Annotated in this window: 17 protein-coding genes; 16 read left to right on the top strand and 1 reads right to left on the bottom strand. The window is 69.3% G+C overall.

Features of this window, described 5'->3' with window-relative positions; all coding sequences use genetic code 11:
• Nucleotides 1-17 precede the first annotated feature (17 nt).
• Both U5N23_RS03960 and U5N23_RS03955 read left to right on the top strand, forming a co-directional pair.
• The gene (locus U5N23_RS03960) at nucleotides 18-710 is read left to right on the top strand and encodes a response regulator transcription factor (protein WP_322591540.1); all 693 of its coding nucleotides are present in this window, start codon (nucleotides 18-20) and stop codon (nucleotides 708-710) included.
• Nucleotides 707-2,191 (top strand): HAMP domain-containing sensor histidine kinase, encoded by a 1,485-nt coding sequence (locus tag U5N23_RS03955; RefSeq protein WP_322591539.1) that lies wholly within the window; start codon nucleotides 707-709, stop codon nucleotides 2,189-2,191. The genes U5N23_RS03960 and U5N23_RS03955 overlap by 4 nt, the downstream gene beginning before the upstream one ends.
• 1 nt (nucleotide 2,192) lies before the next feature.
• Here U5N23_RS03955 and U5N23_RS03950 read toward each other — a convergent pair whose 3' ends face one another.
• Nucleotides 2,193-3,125 (bottom strand): LysR substrate-binding domain-containing protein, encoded by a 933-nt coding sequence (locus U5N23_RS03950; RefSeq protein ID WP_322591538.1) that lies wholly within the window; start codon nucleotides 3,123-3,125, stop codon nucleotides 2,193-2,195.
• Between the two features lie 95 nt (nucleotides 3,126-3,220).
• Between U5N23_RS03950 and U5N23_RS03945 the strand changes: the two genes are divergently transcribed.
• From U5N23_RS03945 to U5N23_RS03880, 14 genes are all read left to right on the top strand, one after another.
• A complete protein-coding gene (locus U5N23_RS03945; RefSeq protein ID WP_322591537.1) occupies nucleotides 3,221-4,444 on the top strand; it encodes a CoA transferase in 1,224 nt (407 codons plus the stop codon).
• Between the two features lie 18 nt (nucleotides 4,445-4,462).
• Nucleotides 4,463-5,611: an acyl-CoA dehydrogenase family protein gene (locus U5N23_RS03940; RefSeq protein ID WP_322591536.1), complete on the top strand. Its 1,149-nt coding sequence runs from the start codon at nucleotides 4,463-4,465 to the stop codon at nucleotides 5,609-5,611.
• 299 nt (nucleotides 5,612-5,910) lie between these two features.
• The gene (locus U5N23_RS03935; RefSeq protein ID WP_179681045.1) at nucleotides 5,911-6,876 is read left to right on the top strand and encodes an ABC transporter substrate-binding protein; all 966 of its coding nucleotides are present in this window, start codon (nucleotides 5,911-5,913) and stop codon (nucleotides 6,874-6,876) included.
• Nucleotides 6,877-6,898: 22 nt separating this feature from the next.
• Nucleotides 6,899-7,735 carry an ABC transporter permease gene (locus U5N23_RS03930; protein WP_322591535.1) on the top strand — a complete coding sequence of 279 codons (837 nt, stop codon included), beginning with the start codon at nucleotides 6,899-6,901 and terminating at the stop codon, nucleotides 7,733-7,735.
• Nucleotides 7,732-8,514, top strand: coding sequence for an ABC transporter ATP-binding protein (locus U5N23_RS03925; RefSeq protein ID WP_322591534.1), 783 nt, complete (start codon nucleotides 7,732-7,734; stop codon nucleotides 8,512-8,514). The genes U5N23_RS03930 and U5N23_RS03925 overlap by 4 nt, the downstream gene beginning before the upstream one ends.
• 23 nt (nucleotides 8,515-8,537) lie before the next feature.
• Nucleotides 8,538-9,344: a histidine utilization repressor gene (gene hutC / locus U5N23_RS03920; protein ID WP_322591533.1), complete on the top strand. Its 807-nt coding sequence runs from the start codon at nucleotides 8,538-8,540 to the stop codon at nucleotides 9,342-9,344.
• A gap of 71 nt (nucleotides 9,345-9,415) precedes the next feature.
• On the top strand, nucleotides 9,416-10,999 hold the full coding sequence (gene hutH, locus U5N23_RS03915) for a histidine ammonia-lyase (protein ID WP_322591532.1): 1,584 nt from the start codon (nucleotides 9,416-9,418) through the stop codon (nucleotides 10,997-10,999).
• 51 nt (nucleotides 11,000-11,050) lie between these two features.
• Entirely contained in the window at nucleotides 11,051-12,772 is a 1,722-nt protein-coding gene (gene hutU / locus U5N23_RS03910) for a urocanate hydratase (RefSeq protein ID WP_322591531.1), read from the top strand.
• 19 nt (nucleotides 12,773-12,791) lie between these two features.
• Nucleotides 12,792-13,547 carry an IclR family transcriptional regulator gene (locus U5N23_RS03905; protein WP_322591530.1) on the top strand — a complete coding sequence of 252 codons (756 nt, stop codon included), beginning with the start codon at nucleotides 12,792-12,794 and terminating at the stop codon, nucleotides 13,545-13,547.
• 87 nt (nucleotides 13,548-13,634) lie between these two features.
• Entirely contained in the window at nucleotides 13,635-14,210 is a 576-nt protein-coding gene (locus U5N23_RS03900) for a HutD family protein (protein WP_322591529.1), read from the top strand.
• Nucleotides 14,211-14,219: 9 nt separating this feature from the next.
• Entirely contained in the window at nucleotides 14,220-15,482 is a 1,263-nt protein-coding gene (gene hutI, locus U5N23_RS03895) for an imidazolonepropionase (protein ID WP_322591528.1), read from the top strand.
• A 4-nt stretch (nucleotides 15,483-15,486) separates the two neighbouring features.
• Nucleotides 15,487-16,878 carry an FAD-binding oxidoreductase gene (locus U5N23_RS03890; RefSeq protein ID WP_322591527.1) on the top strand — a complete coding sequence of 464 codons (1,392 nt, stop codon included), beginning with the start codon at nucleotides 15,487-15,489 and terminating at the stop codon, nucleotides 16,876-16,878.
• Nucleotides 16,875-18,008 (top strand): histidinol-phosphate transaminase, encoded by a 1,134-nt coding sequence (locus tag U5N23_RS03885; protein WP_322591526.1) that lies wholly within the window; start codon nucleotides 16,875-16,877, stop codon nucleotides 18,006-18,008. The genes U5N23_RS03890 and U5N23_RS03885 overlap by 4 nt, the downstream gene beginning before the upstream one ends.
• Nucleotides 18,005-19,393, top strand: a complete 1,389-nt coding sequence (locus U5N23_RS03880; protein WP_322591525.1) for a formimidoylglutamate deiminase — start codon at nucleotides 18,005-18,007, stop codon at nucleotides 19,391-19,393. Before U5N23_RS03885 ends, U5N23_RS03880 begins: the two co-directional genes overlap by 4 nt.
• The last annotated feature ends 7 nt before the right edge of the window (nucleotides 19,394-19,400 follow it).

Below are 19,400 nucleotides of genomic sequence, written 5' to 3'. Positions count from 1 at the left end.
CCTTCTTAGAATCGGCCATGCACCGGATCCTGCTCATTGATGACGACGCACAGCTCGGCCCCCCGCTGGCGACCTATTTCCAGCGCTTCGAGCTGGAGCTCACGCATGCGCTCAGGCCCAGCGAGGGGCTGGCGCAGCTCGCGGCGGGCGGCTTTGATGCCGCCATCCTCGACGTGATGCTGCCCGAGATGGATGGCTTCGAGCTGTGCCGCACCATCCGCAAGCAGGGGGATCTGCCCATCGTCATGCTCACCGCGCGCGGCGACGTGATGGACCGGGTGGTGGGGCTGGAGCTGGGTGCCGACGATTACCTGCCCAAGCCGTTTGAACCGCGCGAATTGGTCGCGCGCTTGCAGACGGTGCTGCGCCGCCGGCGCAGCGACGGGCCGGGCAACGGGCAGGGGCATGGGCCGCTGGAATTCGAAGGCCTGCACATCGATGCCGCCCGCCGCAGCGTGCTGCGCCAGGGCGTGGCGGTGGAGCTGACCGGTACCGAGTTCGACCTTTTGCATCTGCTGGCGCGCGAACCGGGCCGCGTGTTCAGCCGCGACGACATCCTGAACCAGCTGCGCGGGCACGAGGCCGAGCTCTACACCCGGGCGGTGGACATCGTGGTCAGCCGCCTGCGCAAGAAGCTCGAGCCGCTGGACTGCATCAAGACGTTGCGCAATGCCGGCTATTCGCTGGCCCTGCGAAAGGCACCGCCATGAGGCGCTGGGGCCGGCAGGCAACGGCAGAGCTGCCAGGGGATGGACCGCCAGCGGCGCGGCGCGGCTGGTGGCGCCACAGCCATCGCCATGGCGAAGATGGCCAGCCCTGCCCCTGGCACCGGCGTGCGCGCGATGCTGTCGGGCATTCGCTGCGCATCCGCCTGGTGCTGCTGTTTTTGGTGCTGGCCTGCATGACCACCATCACCTTCGTGGGGGGGGTGCAAAAGGCCTTGTCGGTCGGCTGGCGCGAGGCCGCGCGGCCGCTGCTCATGGACTACGTGGACCGCCTCACCGGCGAGATCGGCACCCCGCCCAGCGTGGAGCGGGCGCAGGCCATCGTGCAGCGCCTGCCGATCCACCTGCGCATCGAAGGGCCGGTGGTCAACTGGGTATCGCACCCCGACATCCAGCGCCCGGACTGGATGCGCGACCGCGGCCCGCGCAACCCCAAGGAGCGTTGGCTGGACGACGGCGACGAGGGCCACCGCCTGCTGCAGCGCACGACGGCAGATGGGCATTTCATCGAATTCGGCCTGAACGCCATGACCTGGGAGCAAAAGCCGCGCGTGGCCTGGGTCACGCTGTCGGTGCTGCTGCTGCTCACCGGCCTGTCGTATGTCTACGTGCGCCACCTGCTGCGCCCGCTCGACGACATCCGCCGCGGCGCGCGGCGCTTTGGCGAAGGCGACTTCGGCGAGCCTATTCCCGTGCGCCACGCCCACCGGCCCGACGAACTGGGCCAACTGGCGGCCACCATCAACACCATGGGCGAGGACATCCACCAGATGCTGGAGGCCAAGCGCGCCCTGCTGCTGGCCATGAGCCACGAGCTGCGCAGCCCGCTCACGCGCGCACGGCTGAACACCGAGCTGCTGCCCGAGGGCCCCGACGTGGGGCCGCAGCGCGAGGCGCTGATGCGCGACCTGGGCGAGATGGCGCACCTGATCTCCGACCTGCTGGAGAGCGAGCGCCTGGCCGGCCGGCATGCCGCGCTGCACCGCGAGCCGACCAACCTGCCCGAGCTGGCGCGCGAGGTGATCGCCGAGCTGGAGGTGCGGCACGATTGCGCCGACGACATCGTGGTCATCGCCGACCCGGCCTTGCCCGTGCTGGCGCTCGACCGCGGGCGCCTGCGCCTGGTGCTGCGCAACCTGCTGGACAACAGCCTGCGCCACTGCGAGCCCACGGCATCGCCGCCCGAGCTGCACCTGCGCAGCACCCCCCTGGGTGTCGAGCTGGAGGTGCGCGACCATGGCCCCGGCGTGCCACCCGAACACCTGGCGCGCATGGCCCAGGCTTTCTACCGGCCCGACGTCGCGCGCCAGCGCGCCACGGGTGGCGTGGGCCTGGGGCTGTACCTGTGCCGGCTGGTGGCACAGGCGCATGGCGGGCAGTTCGAGCTGCGCAATGCCTCGCCGGGTCTGTCGGTGCGCATCACGCTGCCGGCCGAACCGGCGCAGGTGGCGCCCACCAAGGGCTGAGCTAACGCGAAGCCGCTCCCGGCGCGGTCATCTCGTCGCGTTGCTGCGCGAAAGCCGCCTTGGCAATGCGTGCGAACAGTGCCGAGCGCGGGTTCTCGGGGCCCTGCTGCCCCGGGGTGGCCAGCACCACGGACTGCGCCGCGAGCGGCCCGCGCAGGCGCCTGCAGGCCAGGCGCTTGCCGTCGTAGCTCCAGTCGCGCACCGGCCGCGTGGTGAGCAGCGAAACGCCCAGGCCGTTGGCCACCAGTGAGCGCAGCATCTCGATGGAGGGCGTCTGGTGCGCGATGCGCGGCGTGACGCCTGCCTGGCGGAACAGCGAGAGAAAGTACTCGCGGCTGTGCGGCAAGTTGATCAGGATGAAGGGCTCCTGCGCCAGCGTGGACAGCGCAAGGCTGCTGCGCGCCGCCAGCGCATGGCCGGCCGGCAGCAGCGCATAGGGCACGAAGGAGGTGACCGCCTCCAGCCGCACGGCGCGCGCCAGGCCCAGGTCGTAGAGCAGGGCGGTGTCGAGCGCGCCGCGTTCCAGCATCTGCACCAGGGTCTCGGTGTCCGCCTCATGCACCTCGATCTCCACCTGCGGGTGCCGCTCGCGCATGCGCACCAGGATCTCGGGCAGGTAGCGCGGCGCCAGCGTGGACAGGCAACCCACGCGCAGCAGGCCCGCCTCTTCTTCGCGCCGCGGCCCTTCGAGCGCGCGCGCCTTGTCCAGCAGCACCTGCGCCTCGCGCTGGCGCAGCCGGCCGGCCGCCGTGAGCTCCAGGCCGCGCGCATGGCGGCGCACGAACAGCACTTCGCTCCACAGCGCCTCCAGGTCGGCGATGGCCTTGGAGATGGAGGGCTGCGAGACGCTCAGCGCGTGCGCGGCACGCGCCGCGCCGCCATGCTGGGCTGCGGCCACAAAGTATTCGAGCTGTCGCAGGCTGAGATTGATCAAGATAGTTGATCCATTGCATCAAGATTGAATATTTTATTTTGATGCAGGAATGGGCAAACATGGCACTTCCTTTCCATTGCCTGGAGATTTCCGCCATGACCCCAACCACCCGCCCGCTCGATGGCGTGCGCATCCTCGACTTCAGCCGCGTGCTGGCGGGCCCGCTGTCCACGGCCTTGCTGGCCGACCTGGGGGCCGAGGTCATCAAGGTCGAGCCGCCCACGGGCGATGACTACCGCCACATCGGCCCCATGCGCGAAGGCATGAGCAGCCTGTTCACGGCACTCAACCGCAACAAGAAGAGCCTGGTGCTCGACCTCAAGCACCCCGATGCGGCGCAAACCGTCGCCGCCCTGGCCGCCACGGCCGACGTGGTGGTCGAGAACTTCCGCCCCGGCGTGGCCGAGCGCCTGGGCGTCGGCCCTGTGGCCTTGCGCGGCGTGAATCCGAAGCTGGTCTACGTGAGTGTTTCGGGCTTCGGCCAGACCGGGCCGCTGGCGCACCTGCCGGCCTACGACATCATCGTGCAGGCCATGAGCGGCCTGATGGAATCCACGGGCGACCCCGAAGGCGCGCCCACCATGGTCGGCGAGGCCGTGTCCGACGTGATCGCCGGCCTGTTCGCCTCCTGGGCCACGCTGGCCGCGCTGCTGCAGCAGCGGCGCACGGGCGAGGGCCAGCATGTGGACGTGGCCATGTTCGATGCCACATTGAGTTTCCTGGTGACGGGGGTAGGGCGGTATCTCTTCACCGGCCAGAGCCCGCAGCGCAGCGGCAACCGGCATGCGTTCTCGGCACCGTTCGGGGTGTACCGCGCGCAGGACGGGCATTTCGCACTGGCCGTGCTCAATCACAAGCTGTTCGCATCGCTCGCGCAGCTCATCGGCGAACCCGGCTTTGCCATGGATGCCCGCTTTGCCAGCGACGAACTGCGCCATGCCAACGAACCCGTGCTCGCTGCGGCCATCGAAGCCTGGGCCGCGCAACGGCCGGTGTCCGAGGTGGTGGCCGCGCTGGAGGCGGCCGGCGTGCCCGGCGGCCCGCTGTGGACCACGGCCCAGGCGCTCGAATCCGAACAGGGCAGGGCGCGCGGCCTGCTGCGCGAGGTGCACGACCCGCGCCTGCCGGGCCTGCGCGTGCCCACGCAGCCGGTCAAGTTCGGCGGCGCCGCGCCCAATCGCGCCGAACCGGCGCCCGCGCTGGGCGAGCACACCGATGCGCTCATGGCCGCACTGCTGCACTGCGGTAGCGAGCGGCTCGCGGCGCTGCGCGAGGCCGGGCTGTTCGGCCCGGGGCAGGCTGCCACCACCTCCCATTGACACTGCAAGGAGCTTTTTATGAACCCGATGAACCGCCTGGGCGTGACCCCCGATGACCAGGGCGTTGCCGACGCCGTGGCCCGTTTTGCCACCGATGTGCTGGCGCCCCGCGCCCGCGAGATCGACGAGCGGGCCTTGTCCGTCACCTGCCATGTGCCCCAACTGGCCGCCCTGGGCGTGATGGGCATGAACCTGCCCGAGCACCTGGGCGGTGCGGGCGTCACGCCCACGGCCATGCTGCTCTCGCTGGTGGAGATCGCGCGTGCCTGCGCGGCCACTTCGTCGATGATCGGCGCGCACTACCTGGGCACCGATGCGGTGCTCATCGGCGGCAGCGCCGAGCAGCACCAGCGCTTTCTGCCGCGCGCAGCCAGCGGCGAGTGGCTGGCCGGCTTTGCGCTCACCGAGCCGCGCGGCGGCTCGCACCCCGCCGACCTGCGCGCCCGGGCTGTGCGCGAGGGCGACCACTACCGCATCGACGGCGTCAAGCACTTCATCTCCAACGCCCGCGAGGCACAGTTCCTCGTGGTCTTCGCCAAGACCGACCCCGATGCCGGGGCGCGCGGTGTCAGCGCCTTCGTGGTGCAAACCAATACCCCTGGCATTACAGTCTCTTCGCCCGAGAAGCTCATGGGCATCCAGGGCGCCCATGCCTTCGAGGTCGCGTTCGAGGGCGTGCACGTGCCGGCCGGCCACCGCCTGGGCGCCGAGGGCTCGGGCTTCAAGACGGCGATGAAGGTGCTGGACAACAGCCGCCTGGACGTGGCGGCCACGGCCCTGGGCATTGCCGAGGCGGCGTTGGCCGACGCCACGCGCTGGATGAAAGACCGCCTGGTGGGCGGCGAACCCCTTGCCGGCAAGCAGGGCCTGCAGTGGATGCTGGCCGACATGAAGCTGCGCCTGGAGGCCTCCTGGGCGTTGACCCTGCAGGCACTGGCGCTGCGCCAGGCCGGCCAGCCCTTCACGCTGCAGTCGGCCATGGCCAAGCTGCATGCCTCGGAGATGGTGGGTTTCGTGGCCGATGCGGCACTGCAGATCCATGGCGGCTATGGCTACACGCGCGAGATGCCGCTGGAGCGCTATGTGCGCGATGCGCGCATCCTGCGCATCTACGAGGGCTCCTCCGAAGTGCAGCGCAACATCATTGCGCGCACGCTGCTGGGCTGACTTCGGGTGGCTGCACATTTTTGGTGCATTCCGCGCGCCTGGCACTGGCCCGCAATTTGCTAAATCGCTGTGCCGGTGAAGCACCGGCCAGCGCCCCGAGCGGGCCCGACCATGGGATGTCCCGAAGGGCGTTCCCAAGAGACGGGAAGCGGGGCGGTTTCTTGGGGCCGAGGGTCCGGTTTCCTAGCGTTTACCCTGTATAGACAGGTACGATAGAACCTCCATCATCGGTGCCAGGAAGCAAGGCCTGCTTCCCTCCGGATGCATACAAGTACTTTTTTCCCCTACAGGAGCTGATGATGAGCCGAACGGTTGTGAAGATGGCGTCGCTGGCAGCGGCGGTTGCGTGTGTGGTGGGGCTGGCCGCACCGGCCCAGGCCCAGGAAACCAAGATAGTCCTGGGCATGTCCGGCTGGACGGGCTTCGCCCCGTTGACCCTGGCGGACAAGGCCGGCATCTTCAAGAAGAACGGCCTGGACGTGGAGCTGAAGATGATTCCCCAGAAGGACCGCCACCTGGCCCTGGCCTCCAAGGCCATCCAGTGCGCGGCCACCACGGTGGAGACCCATGTCGCCTGGAACACCAACGGCGTGCCCATCGTGCAGATCTTCCAGCTCGACAAGTCCTACGGCGCCGACGGCCTGGCCGTGCGCAACGATGTCAAAAGCTTTGCCGACCTCAAGGGCAAGACCATCGGCGTGAGCGCGCCGGGCACGGCACCGTACTTCGGCCTGGCCTGGATGCTGTCCAAGAACGGCATGAGCCTCAAGGACGTGAAGATCGTCTCGCTGGAGCCCCAGCCTGCCGCCCAGGCCTTCGTGTCGGGCCAGAACGACGCCGCCATGACCTACGAGCCCTACCTGTCCACCGTGCGTGCCAACCCGGCCGCCGGCAAGATCCTGGCCACGACCATCGAATACCCGATGGTGATGGACACCGTGGGTTGCGACCCCGTGTGGCTCAAGGCCAACCCCAAGGCCGCGCAGGCGCTGGCCAATTCGTACTTCGACGCCCTGGAGATGATCAAGGCCGACCCGACCAAGTCCAACGAGATCATGGGCGCGGCCGTCAAGCAGACGGGCGAGGCCTTCGCCAAGTCCTCGGCCTTCCTGCGCTGGCAGGACAAGGCGGCGAACCAGAAGTTCTTCGCGGGTGAGCTGACCTCCTTCATGAAGGACGCCGGCGCCATCCTGCTCGAAGCCGGCGTGATCCGCAAGGCGCCCGAGAACTTCCCTGCGATGTTCGACGACAGCTTCATCAAGTAAGCAACCACCAAAGGATCGAACCATGAGTCGCGTGATGGGTGTTGCACCTTCGCTGGAGCCGGAGCGGCCTCGCCGCCGGGCCCTGGCCCCGCTAGAACCTGTGAGCACCCGCACGCGGCTGGTCCTGGGAGTGGCGTTTTTCATTCTGTTCTTCGCCGCCTGGTCCGTGTTCACGCTGGGGGGCTTCGTGTCGCCCACGTTCCTGGCCAGCCCCGTCACCATGGCCAAGGAGGGCTGGCTGCTGTTCACCGAGTTCGGCTTCCTGCACGACATCGGCATGACGGTGTGGCGGGTGCTGGGCGGCTTCATCCTCGCAGCCATCGTCGCCGTGCCGCTGGGCATCGCGATGGGTGCGCACAAGGGGGTCGAGGCCTTCCTGGAGCCCTTCGTATCGTTCTGCCGCTACCTGCCGGCCTCGGCCTTCATTCCCCTCTTGATCCTGTGGGCAGGCCTGGGCGAAATGCAGAAGCTGCTGGTGATCTTCATCGGCTCGGTGTTCCAGATCATCCTGATGGTGGCCGTGATCGTCGGCAATGCCCGCAAGGACCTGGTGGAGGCGGCCTACACGCTGGGCTCCAGCCCCACGGGCATCGTGCGCCGCGTGCTGATCCCGGGTGCCGCGCCCGACATCGCAGAAACCCTGCGCCTGGTGCTGGGCTGGGCCTGGACCTATGTGATCGTGGCCGAGCTGATCGGATCGTCCTCGGGCATCGGCCACATGATCACCGACAGCCAGGCGCTGCTCAACACCGGCCAGATCATCTTCGGCATCATCGTCATCGGCCTCATCGGGCTGGTGTCGGATACCTTCTTCAAATTCGTCAACCGCCGTCTGTTTGCCTGGAGCGCCCTGCGATGAGCCCGCTGCTGTCCATCCAAGGTGTCTCGCGCACCTTCGTCAGCCCCAAGGGGCAGTCCACCCAGGCCCTGCTGCCTGTCGATTTCGACGTGCAGGAGAACGACTTCGTGACCATTCTCGGCCCTTCGGGCTGTGGCAAGTCGACCATGCTGCGCATCGTGGCCGGCCTGGACCATCCCACCTCGGGCCGCGTGCTGCTCGGTGGCCGCCCCGTCGAAGGTCCGGGCGCCGACCGCGGCATGGTGTTCCAGAGCTACACGCTGTTCCCCTGGCTCACCATCGAGCAGAACATCCGCTTCGGCCTGCGCGAACGCGGCATGCCCGAGGCGCAGCAGAAGGAGCGCGCCGCCTACTTCATCGCCAAGGTGGGGCTGCGCGGCTTCGAGCAGCATTTCCCCAAGCAGCTCTCGGGCGGCATGCAGCAGCGCACGGCCATTGCACGCGCGCTGGCCAACGACCCCAAGATTTTGCTCATGGACGAGCCCTTCGGCGCCCTGGACAACCAGACCCGCGTGCTCATGCAGGAACTGCTCTTGGGCATCTGGGAGGCCGAGCGCAAGACCGTGATGTTCGTGACCCACGACATCGACGAAGCCATCTTCATGGCCAACCGCGTGGCGGTGTTCAGCGCCCGGCCCGGCCGCATCAAGACCGAGCTGGCCGTGGACCTGCCGCACCCGCGCCATTACACGATCAAGACCTCGCCCGAGTTCATGGACCTCAAGGCTCGCCTGACCGAAGAGATCCGCGCCGAGTCCATGGCGGCGGACGCCCATTGAGCCACCCGGGCCGACCCTTCGCCATGCCAGCCGCCTCCGCCGCCCGCGCCCCGCGCCCCAAGGCACTGCCACGGTCTGCAGCGCAACCCGCGGTGCAGCCCGAGGCGTCCGCGCTGGCCCTGTACCAGCAGATCAAGGACCACATCGCGCGCAAGATCCAGGACGGCTCCTGGAAGGCCGGCGACCGCCTGCCGTCCGAGAACGACCTGGTGACCCAGTTCGGCATGTCGCGCATGACGGTGAACCGCGCCTTGCGCGAGCTGGCCGAGCAGGGCCGCATCGTGCGCGTGGCGGGCGTGGGCAGCTTCGTGGCCGAGGACAAGCCCCAGTCCACCTTGCTGCAGATCGCCAACCTGGCCAGCGAGATCCGCCAGCGCGGGCATGACTACCGCTGCAAGGTGCTGACGGTGGAGCGCGTCTCGGCCACCATGGAAGTGGCGGCAGCGCTCGACATGCGCACCGGCGAATCGGTGTTCCACGCCGTCTGTGTGCACCTGGAGGACGGCCTGCCCGTGCAGCTCGAAGACCGCTACGTGAACCCGCGCGTCGTGCCGCAGTTCGCGCAGCAGGATTTCACGCTGCTGCAGCCCTCCGAATTCCTGGTGCGCAACGTGCCCTTCGACCAGGTCGAGCATGTGGTCGATGCCGTGCTGCCCACGGCCGACCAGGCCCTGCTGCTGGAGATGGACCCGGCCCAGCCCTGCCTGCTGCTCACGCGGCGCACCTGGAGCCGGGGTGTGCCCGTGACCATGGTGCGCTGCCTGCACCCGTCATCGCGCTACCGGCTGGGGAGCCGCTTCCGGGCGGACGGCAACCCGGTTTTTGAATAGATTTCCTGGGGTTTGCCTGCTGCGAACCTCCATTTTTCGCTTGTGCCAACTTGTATATACAGGACTAACCCATGACCACTGCAACCTCTGTATCCCCAAGCACCCTGGTGCTGCGCCCCGGGCAGGTGAGCCTGGCCGAACTGCGCCGCGTGAGCGCCGGTGGCGTGCGCCTGTCCCTGGACCCCGCGGCCTTGGCCGGCATGCAGGCCTCCGAAGCCACGGTGCAGCGCATCGTGGACGAAGACCAGGTGGTCTACGGCATCAACACCGGCTTCGGCAAGCTCGCCAGCACCAAGATCGCCCATGACCGCCTGGCCGAGCTGCAGCGCAACCTGGTGCTGTCGCACAGCGTGGGCACGGGCGAATCGCTGCCCGACCCGGTGGTGCGCATGGTGCTGGCCACCAAGGCCGTGAGCCTGGCGCGCGGCCATTCGGGCGTGCGCCCGGCGCTGGTCGATGCGCTGCTGGCGCTGGCCAATGCCGATGTGTTGCCGGTGATCCCGGCCAAGGGCTCGGTCGGCGCCTCGGGCGACCTGGCGCCGCTGGCCCACATGGCCTGTGTGCTCATCGGCGAAGGCCAGGCCAAGGTCGACGGCAAGGTGGTCGGTGGCCGCGAGGCCATGGCCGCCGTGGGCCTGGCCCCCTTCGTGCTCGGTCCCAAGGAAGGTCTGGCTCTGCTCAACGGCACGCAGGTGTCCACGGCGCTGGCGCTGGCCGGCCTGTTCGGGGCCGAGAGCGTGCTGGCTGCAGGCCTGGTGTCGGGCGCGCTGTCGCTCGAGGCCATCAAGGGCTCGGTCAAGCCCTTCGATGCGCGCATCCACGAGGCGCGCGGCCAGGCCGGGCAGATCGCCGTGGCGGCCGCCGTGCGCGGGCTGCTCGAGGGCAGCGAGATCGATCCCTCGCACCCGAACTGCGGCCGGGTGCAGGACCCGTACTCCATCCGCTGCGTGCCCCAGGTCATGGGCGCCTGCCTCGATAACCTCACCCACGCCGCGCGCGTGCTGCGCATCGAGGCCAATGCCGCCTCCGACAACCCGCTGGTCTTCACCGACACGGGCGAGGTGATCTCGGGCGGCAACTTCCATGCCGAACCCGTGGCCTTCGCGGCCGACATCATCGCGCTGGCCGTCTCCGAGATCGGTGCCATCTCCGAGCGCCGCATGGCGCTGCTGCTGGACACCGGCCTGTCCGGCCTGCCGGCCTTCTTGATCCGCGACAGCGGCGTGAACTCGGGCTTCATGATCGCCCAGGTCACGGCCGCCGCGCTTGCGGCCGAGAACCAGTGCCTGGCCCACCCGAGCAGCGTGACCAGCCTGCCCACCTCGGCCAACCAGGAAGACCATGTCTCCATGGCCACCTACGGTGCGCGCCGCCTGGGTGACATGGTGCGCAACACCGCCGTCATCGTCGGCATCGAGGCCATGGCTGCCGCGCAGGGTATCGACTTCGAGCGCGTGCCGGCACCGGGCGCTGCGGTAGCCCCCTGGCTCAAGAGTTCCGCGCTCATCGAGGCACAACTCGCCGCCATCCGCCAGCGTGTGGCCTTCCTGGAGCAGGACCGCTACATGGCGCCCGACATCGAGGCCATGCGCCTGTGGGCGCTCGAATCGGCCTGGCCCGCACCGCTGACCCAGTGCCTGCCCAGCCACGCCTGAGCTTGTCCATTCACCCGTTTTCTTCGCACCCACGTTGACCAGGAGATCACCATGAACGCCAACGACGCCATCCTGTCCGCCACCTCCGCCGACCCCCGCCACGATCCCACGCGCGTGATCCGCGCGCCGCGCGGCACCGAGCTCACCTGCAAGAGCTGGCTCACCGAAGCCGCCTACCGCATGATCCAGAACAACCTGGACCCCGAGGTGGCCGAACGCCCGCAGGACCTGGTGGTCTACGGCGGCATCGGCCGCGCCGCGCGCAACTGGGAGTGCTTCGACCAGATCCTGGCCTCGCTCAAGGACCTGAACGACGACGAAACCCTGCTCGTGCAGTCGGGCAAGCCCGTGGGCGTGTTCAAGACGCATGCCAATGCACCGCGCGTGCTGCTGGCCAACTCCAACCTGGTGCCCAAGTGGGCCAACTGGGAGCACTTCAACGAGCTCGACCAGAAGGGCCTGTTCATGTACGGCCAGATGACGGCCGGCAGCTGGATCTACATCGGCAGCCAGGGCATCGTGCAGGGCACGTTCGAGACCTTCGTCGAGGCCGGCCGCCAGCACTACGGCAACAGCCTGGCGGGCAAGTGGATCCTCACGGCCGGCCTGGGCGGCATGGGTGGCGCACAGCCGCTGGCCGCCACGCTGGCCGGTGCCGTGTCGCTCAACATCGAGTGCCAACAAAGCAGCATCGACTTTCGCCTGCGCACGCGTTACGTGGACAAGCAGGCCAAGGACATCGACGACGCGATCGCGCTCATCCAGCACCACACCGAGCGCAAGGAAGCCGTCTCCATCGCCTTGCTGGGCAATGCCGCCGACGTGCTGCCCGAGCTGGTACGCCGCGCCCAGGCCGGCGGCATCAAGCCCGACCTGGTAACCGACCAGACCTCCGCCCACGACCTGATCAACGGCTACCTGCCCAGCGGCTGGACCGTGCCCGAGTGGCAGGCCGCCATGAAGGACCCCGCGCGCCACGCAGCCCTCACGGCCGCTGCCGCCAAAAGCTGCGCCGTGCACGTGCAGGCCATGCTCGACTTCCAGTCCATGGGCGTGCCCACGGTGGACTACGGCAACAACATCCGCCAGGTGGCGTTCGACGAGGGCGTGAAGAACGCCTTCGACTTCCCGGGCTTCGTGCCGGCCTACATCCGCCCCCTGTTCTGCGAGGGCAAGGGCCCGTTCCGCTGGGTCGCACTCTCGGGTGACCCCGAGGACATCTACAAGACCGACGCCAAGATCAAGGAGCTGTTCCCGAACAACACGCACACCCACCGCTGGCTGGACATGGCGCGCGAGCGCATCAGCTTCCAGGGCCTGCCGGCGCGCATCTGCTGGCTGGGCCTGGGCGAGCGCCACATCGCCGGTCTGGCCTTTAACGAGATGGTGAAGAACGGCGAGCTCAAGGCACCGATCGTGATCGGCCGCGACCACCTCGATACCGGCTCGGTGGCCAGTCCCAACCGCGAGACCGAAAGCATGAAGGACGGAACCGACGCCGTGAGCGACTGGCCGCTGCTCAACGCGCTGCTCAACACCGCGGGCGGCGCCACCTGGGTCAGCCTGCACCATGGCGGTGGCGTGGGCATGGGCTACTCGCAGCATTCGGGCATGGTGATCGTGGCCGACGGTACCGATGCCGCGGCCGAGCGCCTGGCGCGCGTGCTGGTCAACGACAGCGGCAGCGGCGTGATGCGCCACGCCGATGCCGGCTACGACCTGGCCGTGGCTACGGCCAAGAAGCAGGGCCTGAAGCTGCCCATGGTGCGCTGATCCCCCGCAGAGCGACAACATGCCCACGAGTGCGCCATCGAGTCTCGCGGCCGTGCCGACGGCCGACCGGGTGCTGCAGGTACTGGCCGTGCTGGCCCAGCAGGGCAAGTCCATGCCTGCGGCCGAGCTCATGGAGCGCACGGGCCTGGCGCGCAGCACGCTGTACCGCCAGCTCGCGCGGCTCAAGCGCTGGGGCTTCGTGCTCGAAAGCGATGGCTTCTACGCGCCCGGACCGCTGAGCCTGCAACTGGCGCTGGGGTTCGATCTGGCCTCGCACCTGGTGCGCCAGGCACGGCCCGACATGGTGGAGCTGGCCCAGCAATCGCAGGAAAGCGTGGGCCTGATCGTCGCCGTGAACGACCAGGCCATTTGCCTGGACATGGTGGAGAGCCAGCATTCGCTGCGCTGCTCGTTCGAGAAGGGGCGCAGCGTGCCCCTGCGCGCAGGCGCCTCGGCCAAGTGCGTGCTGGCCCACCTGCCCGAGGGCGTGCGCTCTGCCGTGCTCGATGGCCTGTGGGGCGCCGGTACGCCCGAGCGCGACGCCGCGCAGCGCGAGTGCGATGCGATCCGCAAGGCGGGATTTGCCATGACCGCCGGCGAGGTCGACCCCGGCGTCTGGGGCTGCAGCGTGCCGCTGTTCGGTGCCTCGCGCCAGTCCGTGGGGGCCATCACGCTGATGGCACCCATCGTGCGTGCCAGCGGGCAGGAAGAAGCCCTGATCCGCATGGCCGTGGTGGCTGCGGCGCGCATCTCGCGCCAACTGGTTCTGCATTGACCGACAACGACGACAAGTGATTTTTCCGATGACCGTTTCACTCCCCATGGCCTTGCTGTTCCCCGTCCCCGGGCAGGAGGCCTGAACATGGTCCAGTTCTTCGACCTGGCCTCCACCCCCAGCGTGCCCTGGAAGAACGGTGGCGGCAGCACCCGCGAGCTGGCCTGCTGGCCGCAGGGCGCGGGCATGGATGGCTTCGAGTGGCGCGTGAGCGTGGCCACGATTGCCCAGGCGGGCCCGTTCTCGGCCTTCCCGGGCGTGGACCGGCAGATCATGCTGCTCGACGGCGACGGGGTGCACTTGCGCTCCAACGATGGCCAACTGGACCACGACCTCGACCAGCCCTGGCAGCCGCTGGCCTTCAAGGGCGATGTCGCCGTGGATTGCGACATGCTGGGCGGCCCATCCACCGACTTCAACCTCATGGTGCGCCGGGGCTGCTGGCATGGCGGCCTGCAAGTGACCGGCCATGCGCGCGTGGCCGGGCGCGCACGCGCCGGCCTGTGCATGGTGCTGCGTGGGCGCTGGCGCTGCGGAACACAAGTGCTGGAACCCGGCCAGGGGCTGTGGTGGAGCGATGGCAGCGCAGAGAATGCGCTGGAGCCTTTGGACGCCGATCCAGCCTTGGCCTGGATCGACCTGGACATGGAACCCTCCGACTGACTTTTGCCCATGACACCCACCACCATCCCCACCCCTCAAAGCCATCCTTCGGCCGATGGCATCTGGATCGGCATGCGCCCGGCCCCCGACCTGTGCGTACCCGATATGCCTGTGCCCCAGGGTGCCACCACCTGCGTGGTGGTGCAGGGCGGCAGCGTGCAATGGGTGGGGCCTGAGGATGCCTGGCCCGCGGCCTGGAATGCCCTGCCGCGCTTCGACGCGCGGGGCGCCCTGGCCACACCCGGCCTGGTGGACTGCCATACCCACCTGGTCTATGGCGGCCAGCGTGCCAACGAATTCGCGATGCGCCTGGCGGGCGCCACCTACGAAGAGGTGGCCCGGGCCGGTGGTGGCATCGTCTCGTCGGTGCGCGCCACGCGCGAGGCCAGCGAGGAGGAACTTTTCGCCCTGGCCCTGCCGCGCCTGCAGGCGCTGTTGGACGAGGGCGTCTGCGCCATCGAGATCAAGTCCGGCTACGGCCTGGCGCTGGAGCACGAGCGCAAGCAGCTGCGCGTGGCGCGCCGCCTGGGCGAGGCGCTGGGCGTGACGGTGCGCACCACCTTCCTGGGCGCGCATGCGCTGCCGCCCGAATACGCGGGCCGCAGCCAGGACTACACCGACCTGGTCTGCAAGGAGATGCTGCCCGCGCTGGCCGCCGAGGGCCTGGTGGATGCGGTGGACGTGTTCTGCGAGCGCATCGCCTTCACGCTGGCCGAGACCGAGCAGGTGTTTGCCGCTGCGAAACAACTGGGCATTCCCGTCAAGCTGCATGCCGAGCAGCTCTCGGACATGGGTGGGGCCGCGCTGGCCGCGCGCTACGGTGCGCTCTCGTGCGACCACATCGAGCATCTCTCGCAAGCGGGAATCGATGCGATGAAGCAGGCTGGTACCGTGGCCGTGCTGCTGCCCGGCGCCTACTACACGCTGCGCGACACGCACCTGCCGCCCATCGACGCGCTGCGCGAGGCCGGCGTGCCCATGGCCGTGTCCACCGACCACAACCCCGGCACCTCGCCCGCGCTGAGCCTGCTGCTCATGGCCAACATGGCCTGCACGCTGTTCCGCCTGACGGTGCCCGAGGCACTGGCCGGCATCACCACACACGCCGCGCGCGCGCTGGGCCTGCAGGACACGCACGGCCTCATCGCATCGGGCCGCCCGGCCAATTTCGTGCTCTGGCCGCTGGCCGATGCGGCGGAGCTGGCCTACTGGTTCGGCCACAAGCCCGCGCGCACCATCGTGCGCCAGGGGCGCATCGTGAAAGGGGCCTGAGTCCATGGCCACGCACAGTGAATTCCTGGCAGCACTGGTCAATGCGCTCGGTGCCGACCGCGTGCAGGTGGGCGATGCCGTGCCCGCGCGCCACCACACCGACTGGAGCGGCACGGCCCCCGTGCCACCGCTGGCGCTGGTGCGCCCGCGCAGGACCGAGGAAGTCTCGGTCCTGCTGCGCCTGTGCCATGCCCACCGCGTGCCCGTGGTGCCCCAGGGCGGCCTCACCGGGCTGGCCGGTGCCGCCGTGCCCTGTGCGGACGGGGTGGCCCTGTCGCTGGAGCGCATGAACGCCATCGAGGCGGTGGATGCACGCTCTGCCACGCTGACGGTGCAGGCCGGGGCCACCGTGCAGGCGGTGCAGGAGGCCGCGCTCGCCGTGGGCCTGCAGTTCGGCGTGGACTTCGGTGCGCGCGGCTCGGCCCAGGTGGGCGGGGCCGTCTCCACCAATGCCGGCGGCAATGGCGTGCTGCAGTACGGCATGGTGCGCGAACAGGTGCTGGGGCTGGAGGTGGTGCTGGCCGATGGCACGCTGCTGCCCATGCTGCGGCCCATGCTCAAGAACAACACGGGCTACGACCTCAAGCAGTGGTTCATTGGCGCCGAGGGCACGCTGGGCGTGGTCACGCGCGCACTGCTGCGCCTGCGGCCCTTGCCGCGCGCCCGGGCCACGGCCTTGGTGGCGCTGCCCGATTTCGACGCCGCGCTGGCGCTGCTGGCCCGGCTGCAAGGGCGCTTTCCGGGCGCGCTCTCGGCCTTCGAGCTCATGTGGCGCTGTTTCGTCGAGGCCTCGCTGCGCTGGCAGGCGCTGCGCGAGCCCTTCGAGGCGCCGCACCCGTTTGCTGCGCTCATCGACGTCGGCGGCCAGGACGAAGCCGGCCTGCGCGACGCGCTGGAAGAAGTGTTGGGCGAAGCCATGGAGGCCGGTGAAGCCATCGATGCCGCCATCGCCCAATCGCAGGCCCAGGCGCAAGCCTTGTGGAAGATCCGCGAGGCCACGGCCGAGTTGCCCGCGCACATGCACCCCCCGATCAACTTCGACGTGAGTCTGCCGCAGGCCGATATCGGCCGCTTCGCCGAGGAATGCCGTTCCGCGCTGTCCGCGCGCTGGCCCGGTCACCTTAGCGTGTTCTTCGGCCATATCGGCGACGGCAACCTGCACCTGTCCACCGATGCCTCCACCGTGAACGGGGAGGAGGGCGCTGTCGAAGAGCTGGTGTACGCCCAGGTTGCGGCATTCGGCGGCAGCGTCTCGGCCGAGCATGGCATCGGCCTGCACAAGAAGCCCTACCTGCACGCCAGCCGCACCCCGGCCGAATTGGTGGCCATGCGCGCCGTCAAGCAGGCGCTGGACCCCCTCCATCTCATGAACCCCGGCAAGGTATTCGACCTATGAACGCTGCTGCATCTGCCATCCAGGCCCTGGCCCGCCCCGAGGTGCCCCCGCTGCCCGCCTACAACGCGGGCCTGTCGTCCGAGGCGGTGCGCCAGCGCTACGGCGTGACCGAGATCGCGCGCCTGGCCAGCAACGAGAACCCCTATGGCGCCAGCCCCGCAGTGGCGCGTGCGCTGGTGGACCTGGCGGAGCGCGTGGGCACCTACCCCGATGCGAACTGCACCGCGCTGCGCGCCGCCATCGGGGCACGCACAGGCATTGCAGCGGATCGCATCGTCGTGGGCAATGGGTCCGAGGACATCCTGCAGATGCTGTGCCAGGCCTTTCTGTCGCAGGGCGACCGGGTGCTGACCCAACGCCCGGCCTTCGGCCTGCACGAGATCTACCCGCGCATGATGGGTGCGCAGGTCGAGCTGCTGGCGTTGACGCCGGAACTCGGCTTCGATGTGGACGCCTGGTGCGAAGCGCTGTCGCGCGGCCCCAAGATCGCCATGCTGGCCAACCCCTCCAACCCCGTGGGCTGCATGTTCACCGCGCAGGAGTTCGAGCGCCTGCTCGCAGCCACGCCTGCGCACACCCTGCTGGTGGTGGACGAGGCCTACTACGAGTACGCCTGCCATGCGCAGAGCTACCCCGATGTGCTGGCCCTGTTGCAGGGCCGTGCCGGGCCCTGGACCGTGCTGCGCACCTTCTCCAAGGCCTGGGGCCTTGCGGGCCTGCGCGTGGGCTACGGCCTGGCCAGCGACGCGGTACTGGTGCAATTGCTCGACCGGGTGCGCACCCCGTTCAACGTGAACCATGCGGCCCAGGCGGCGGCGCTGGCCGCCTGGGGCGACGAGGCCTTCATGCGCCAGGGCGTGGCCGAGACGGTGCGCCTGCGCGGCGTGCTGGTGCAGCGCCTGCAGGCGCTGCCGGGCCTTCGCATTGCACCCTCGGCCACCAACTTCCTGTTCCTGGACATCGGCCGCCCCAATGGCCCGGTGAACGAGTCCCTGCTGGCCCGGGGCCTGATCACCAAGCCCTGGAAGGAGCCGGGCTTCGAGCGCTTCATCCGTGTCTCCATCGGTACGGAGGCGGAGAACACGCGTTTCGCCGACGTGCTGGCCGCGATCCTGGAGGTGGCTGCATGAGCGCCACCACCATGCTGTTTGCCGAGCACGCCTTGCTGCCCGGTGGCTGGGCACGCGACGTGCTGCTGCAGTGGGACGCTGCGGGCCGGCTGCAGTCGGTGGCACCGGGCAGTGCCGCTGGCGCGGCGCCGCGCGCTGCCGGCCCCGTGGTGCCGGGCATGCCCAACCTGCATTCGCATGCCTTTCAGCGCGCCTTCGCAGGCCTCACCGAATACCGCGGTGAAAGCCAGGACAGCTTCTGGAGCTGGCGCAACCTGATGTACCGCTTTGCGGCGCAGATCACGCCCGAGTCGCTGGAGGCCATTGCCACCTGGCTCTATGTGGAGATGCTCGAAGCCGGCTACACCTCGGTCTGCGAGTTCCACTACGTGCACCACGACCGGGGCGGCCGGCCCTATGCCGACGATGCCACGCTGTCGCTGGCGCTGCTGCGCGCGGCGCGCAATGCGGGCATCGGCATCACGCTGCTGCCGGTGCTCTACCAGACCAGCGGCTTCGGCGCCAGGCCACCGCGTGCGGACCAGGCGCGCTTCATCCGCAGCACCGACAGCATGCTCGCGCTACTGGAGCGCCTGTCTCCCCTGGCCAAGGCCCAGGGCGCGGGCCTGGGCCTGGCGCCGCACTCGTTGCGCGCCGTGCCGCCCGACAGCCTGGCCGCCGCCGTGCAGGGCCTCACCGCCATCGATGCGCACGCCCCTGTCCATATCCACATCGCCGAGCAGACGCAGGAGGTGGACGACTGCCTGGCCTGGAGCGGCCAGCGCCCCGTGCAGTGGCTGCTGGACCACGCGGCCGTGGACGCGCGCTGGTGCCTGGTGCATGCCACGCACATGACACTGCAGGAATATGCCGACGCGGCGCGCACCGGTGCCGTGGCCGGCATCTGCCCCACCACCGAGGCCAACCTGGGCGACGGCATCTTCGACATGCCGCGCTGGCAGGGCCATGGCGGCGCCTGGGGCGTGGGCTCGGACAGCCACGCCTGCGTGAATGCGGCCGAGGAATTGCTGATGCTGGAGTACAGCCAGCGCCTGTCGCTGCGCCAGCGCAACGTGCTCGCCAGCGCCGCGCAGCCCCAGGTGGGCACGGCCATGTGGCTCGCGTCCGTGCAGGGCGGGGCGCAGGCATCGGGCCGCCCTGTGGCCGGGCTGGCCGTGGGCCAGCAGGCCGATTTCGCGGTGCTGGACCCGGCGCACATTGCGCTGGCCGGGCTGCCGGTGGCATCCATGCTCTCGGCCCATGTGTTCGGCAGCCACCGCACCAGTGCGCTGCAGCGGTTGTGGGTGGGCGGCGTGCAGCGGGTTGCCGCCGGCCGCCATGCCTTGCACGAGAGTGCGGCCATTGCCTTTGCGCAGGCCCGTGCGGCCACCATCGCGCCACAATGAACGAACT

Source organism: Acidovorax sp., assembly GCF_034519795.1.
Taxonomy (GTDB): Bacteria; Pseudomonadota; Gammaproteobacteria; order Burkholderiales; family Burkholderiaceae_C; genus Acidovorax.
The sequence above is the reverse complement of the archived record's forward strand: the minus strand, read 5'-3'. Positions and strand labels throughout refer to the sequence as shown.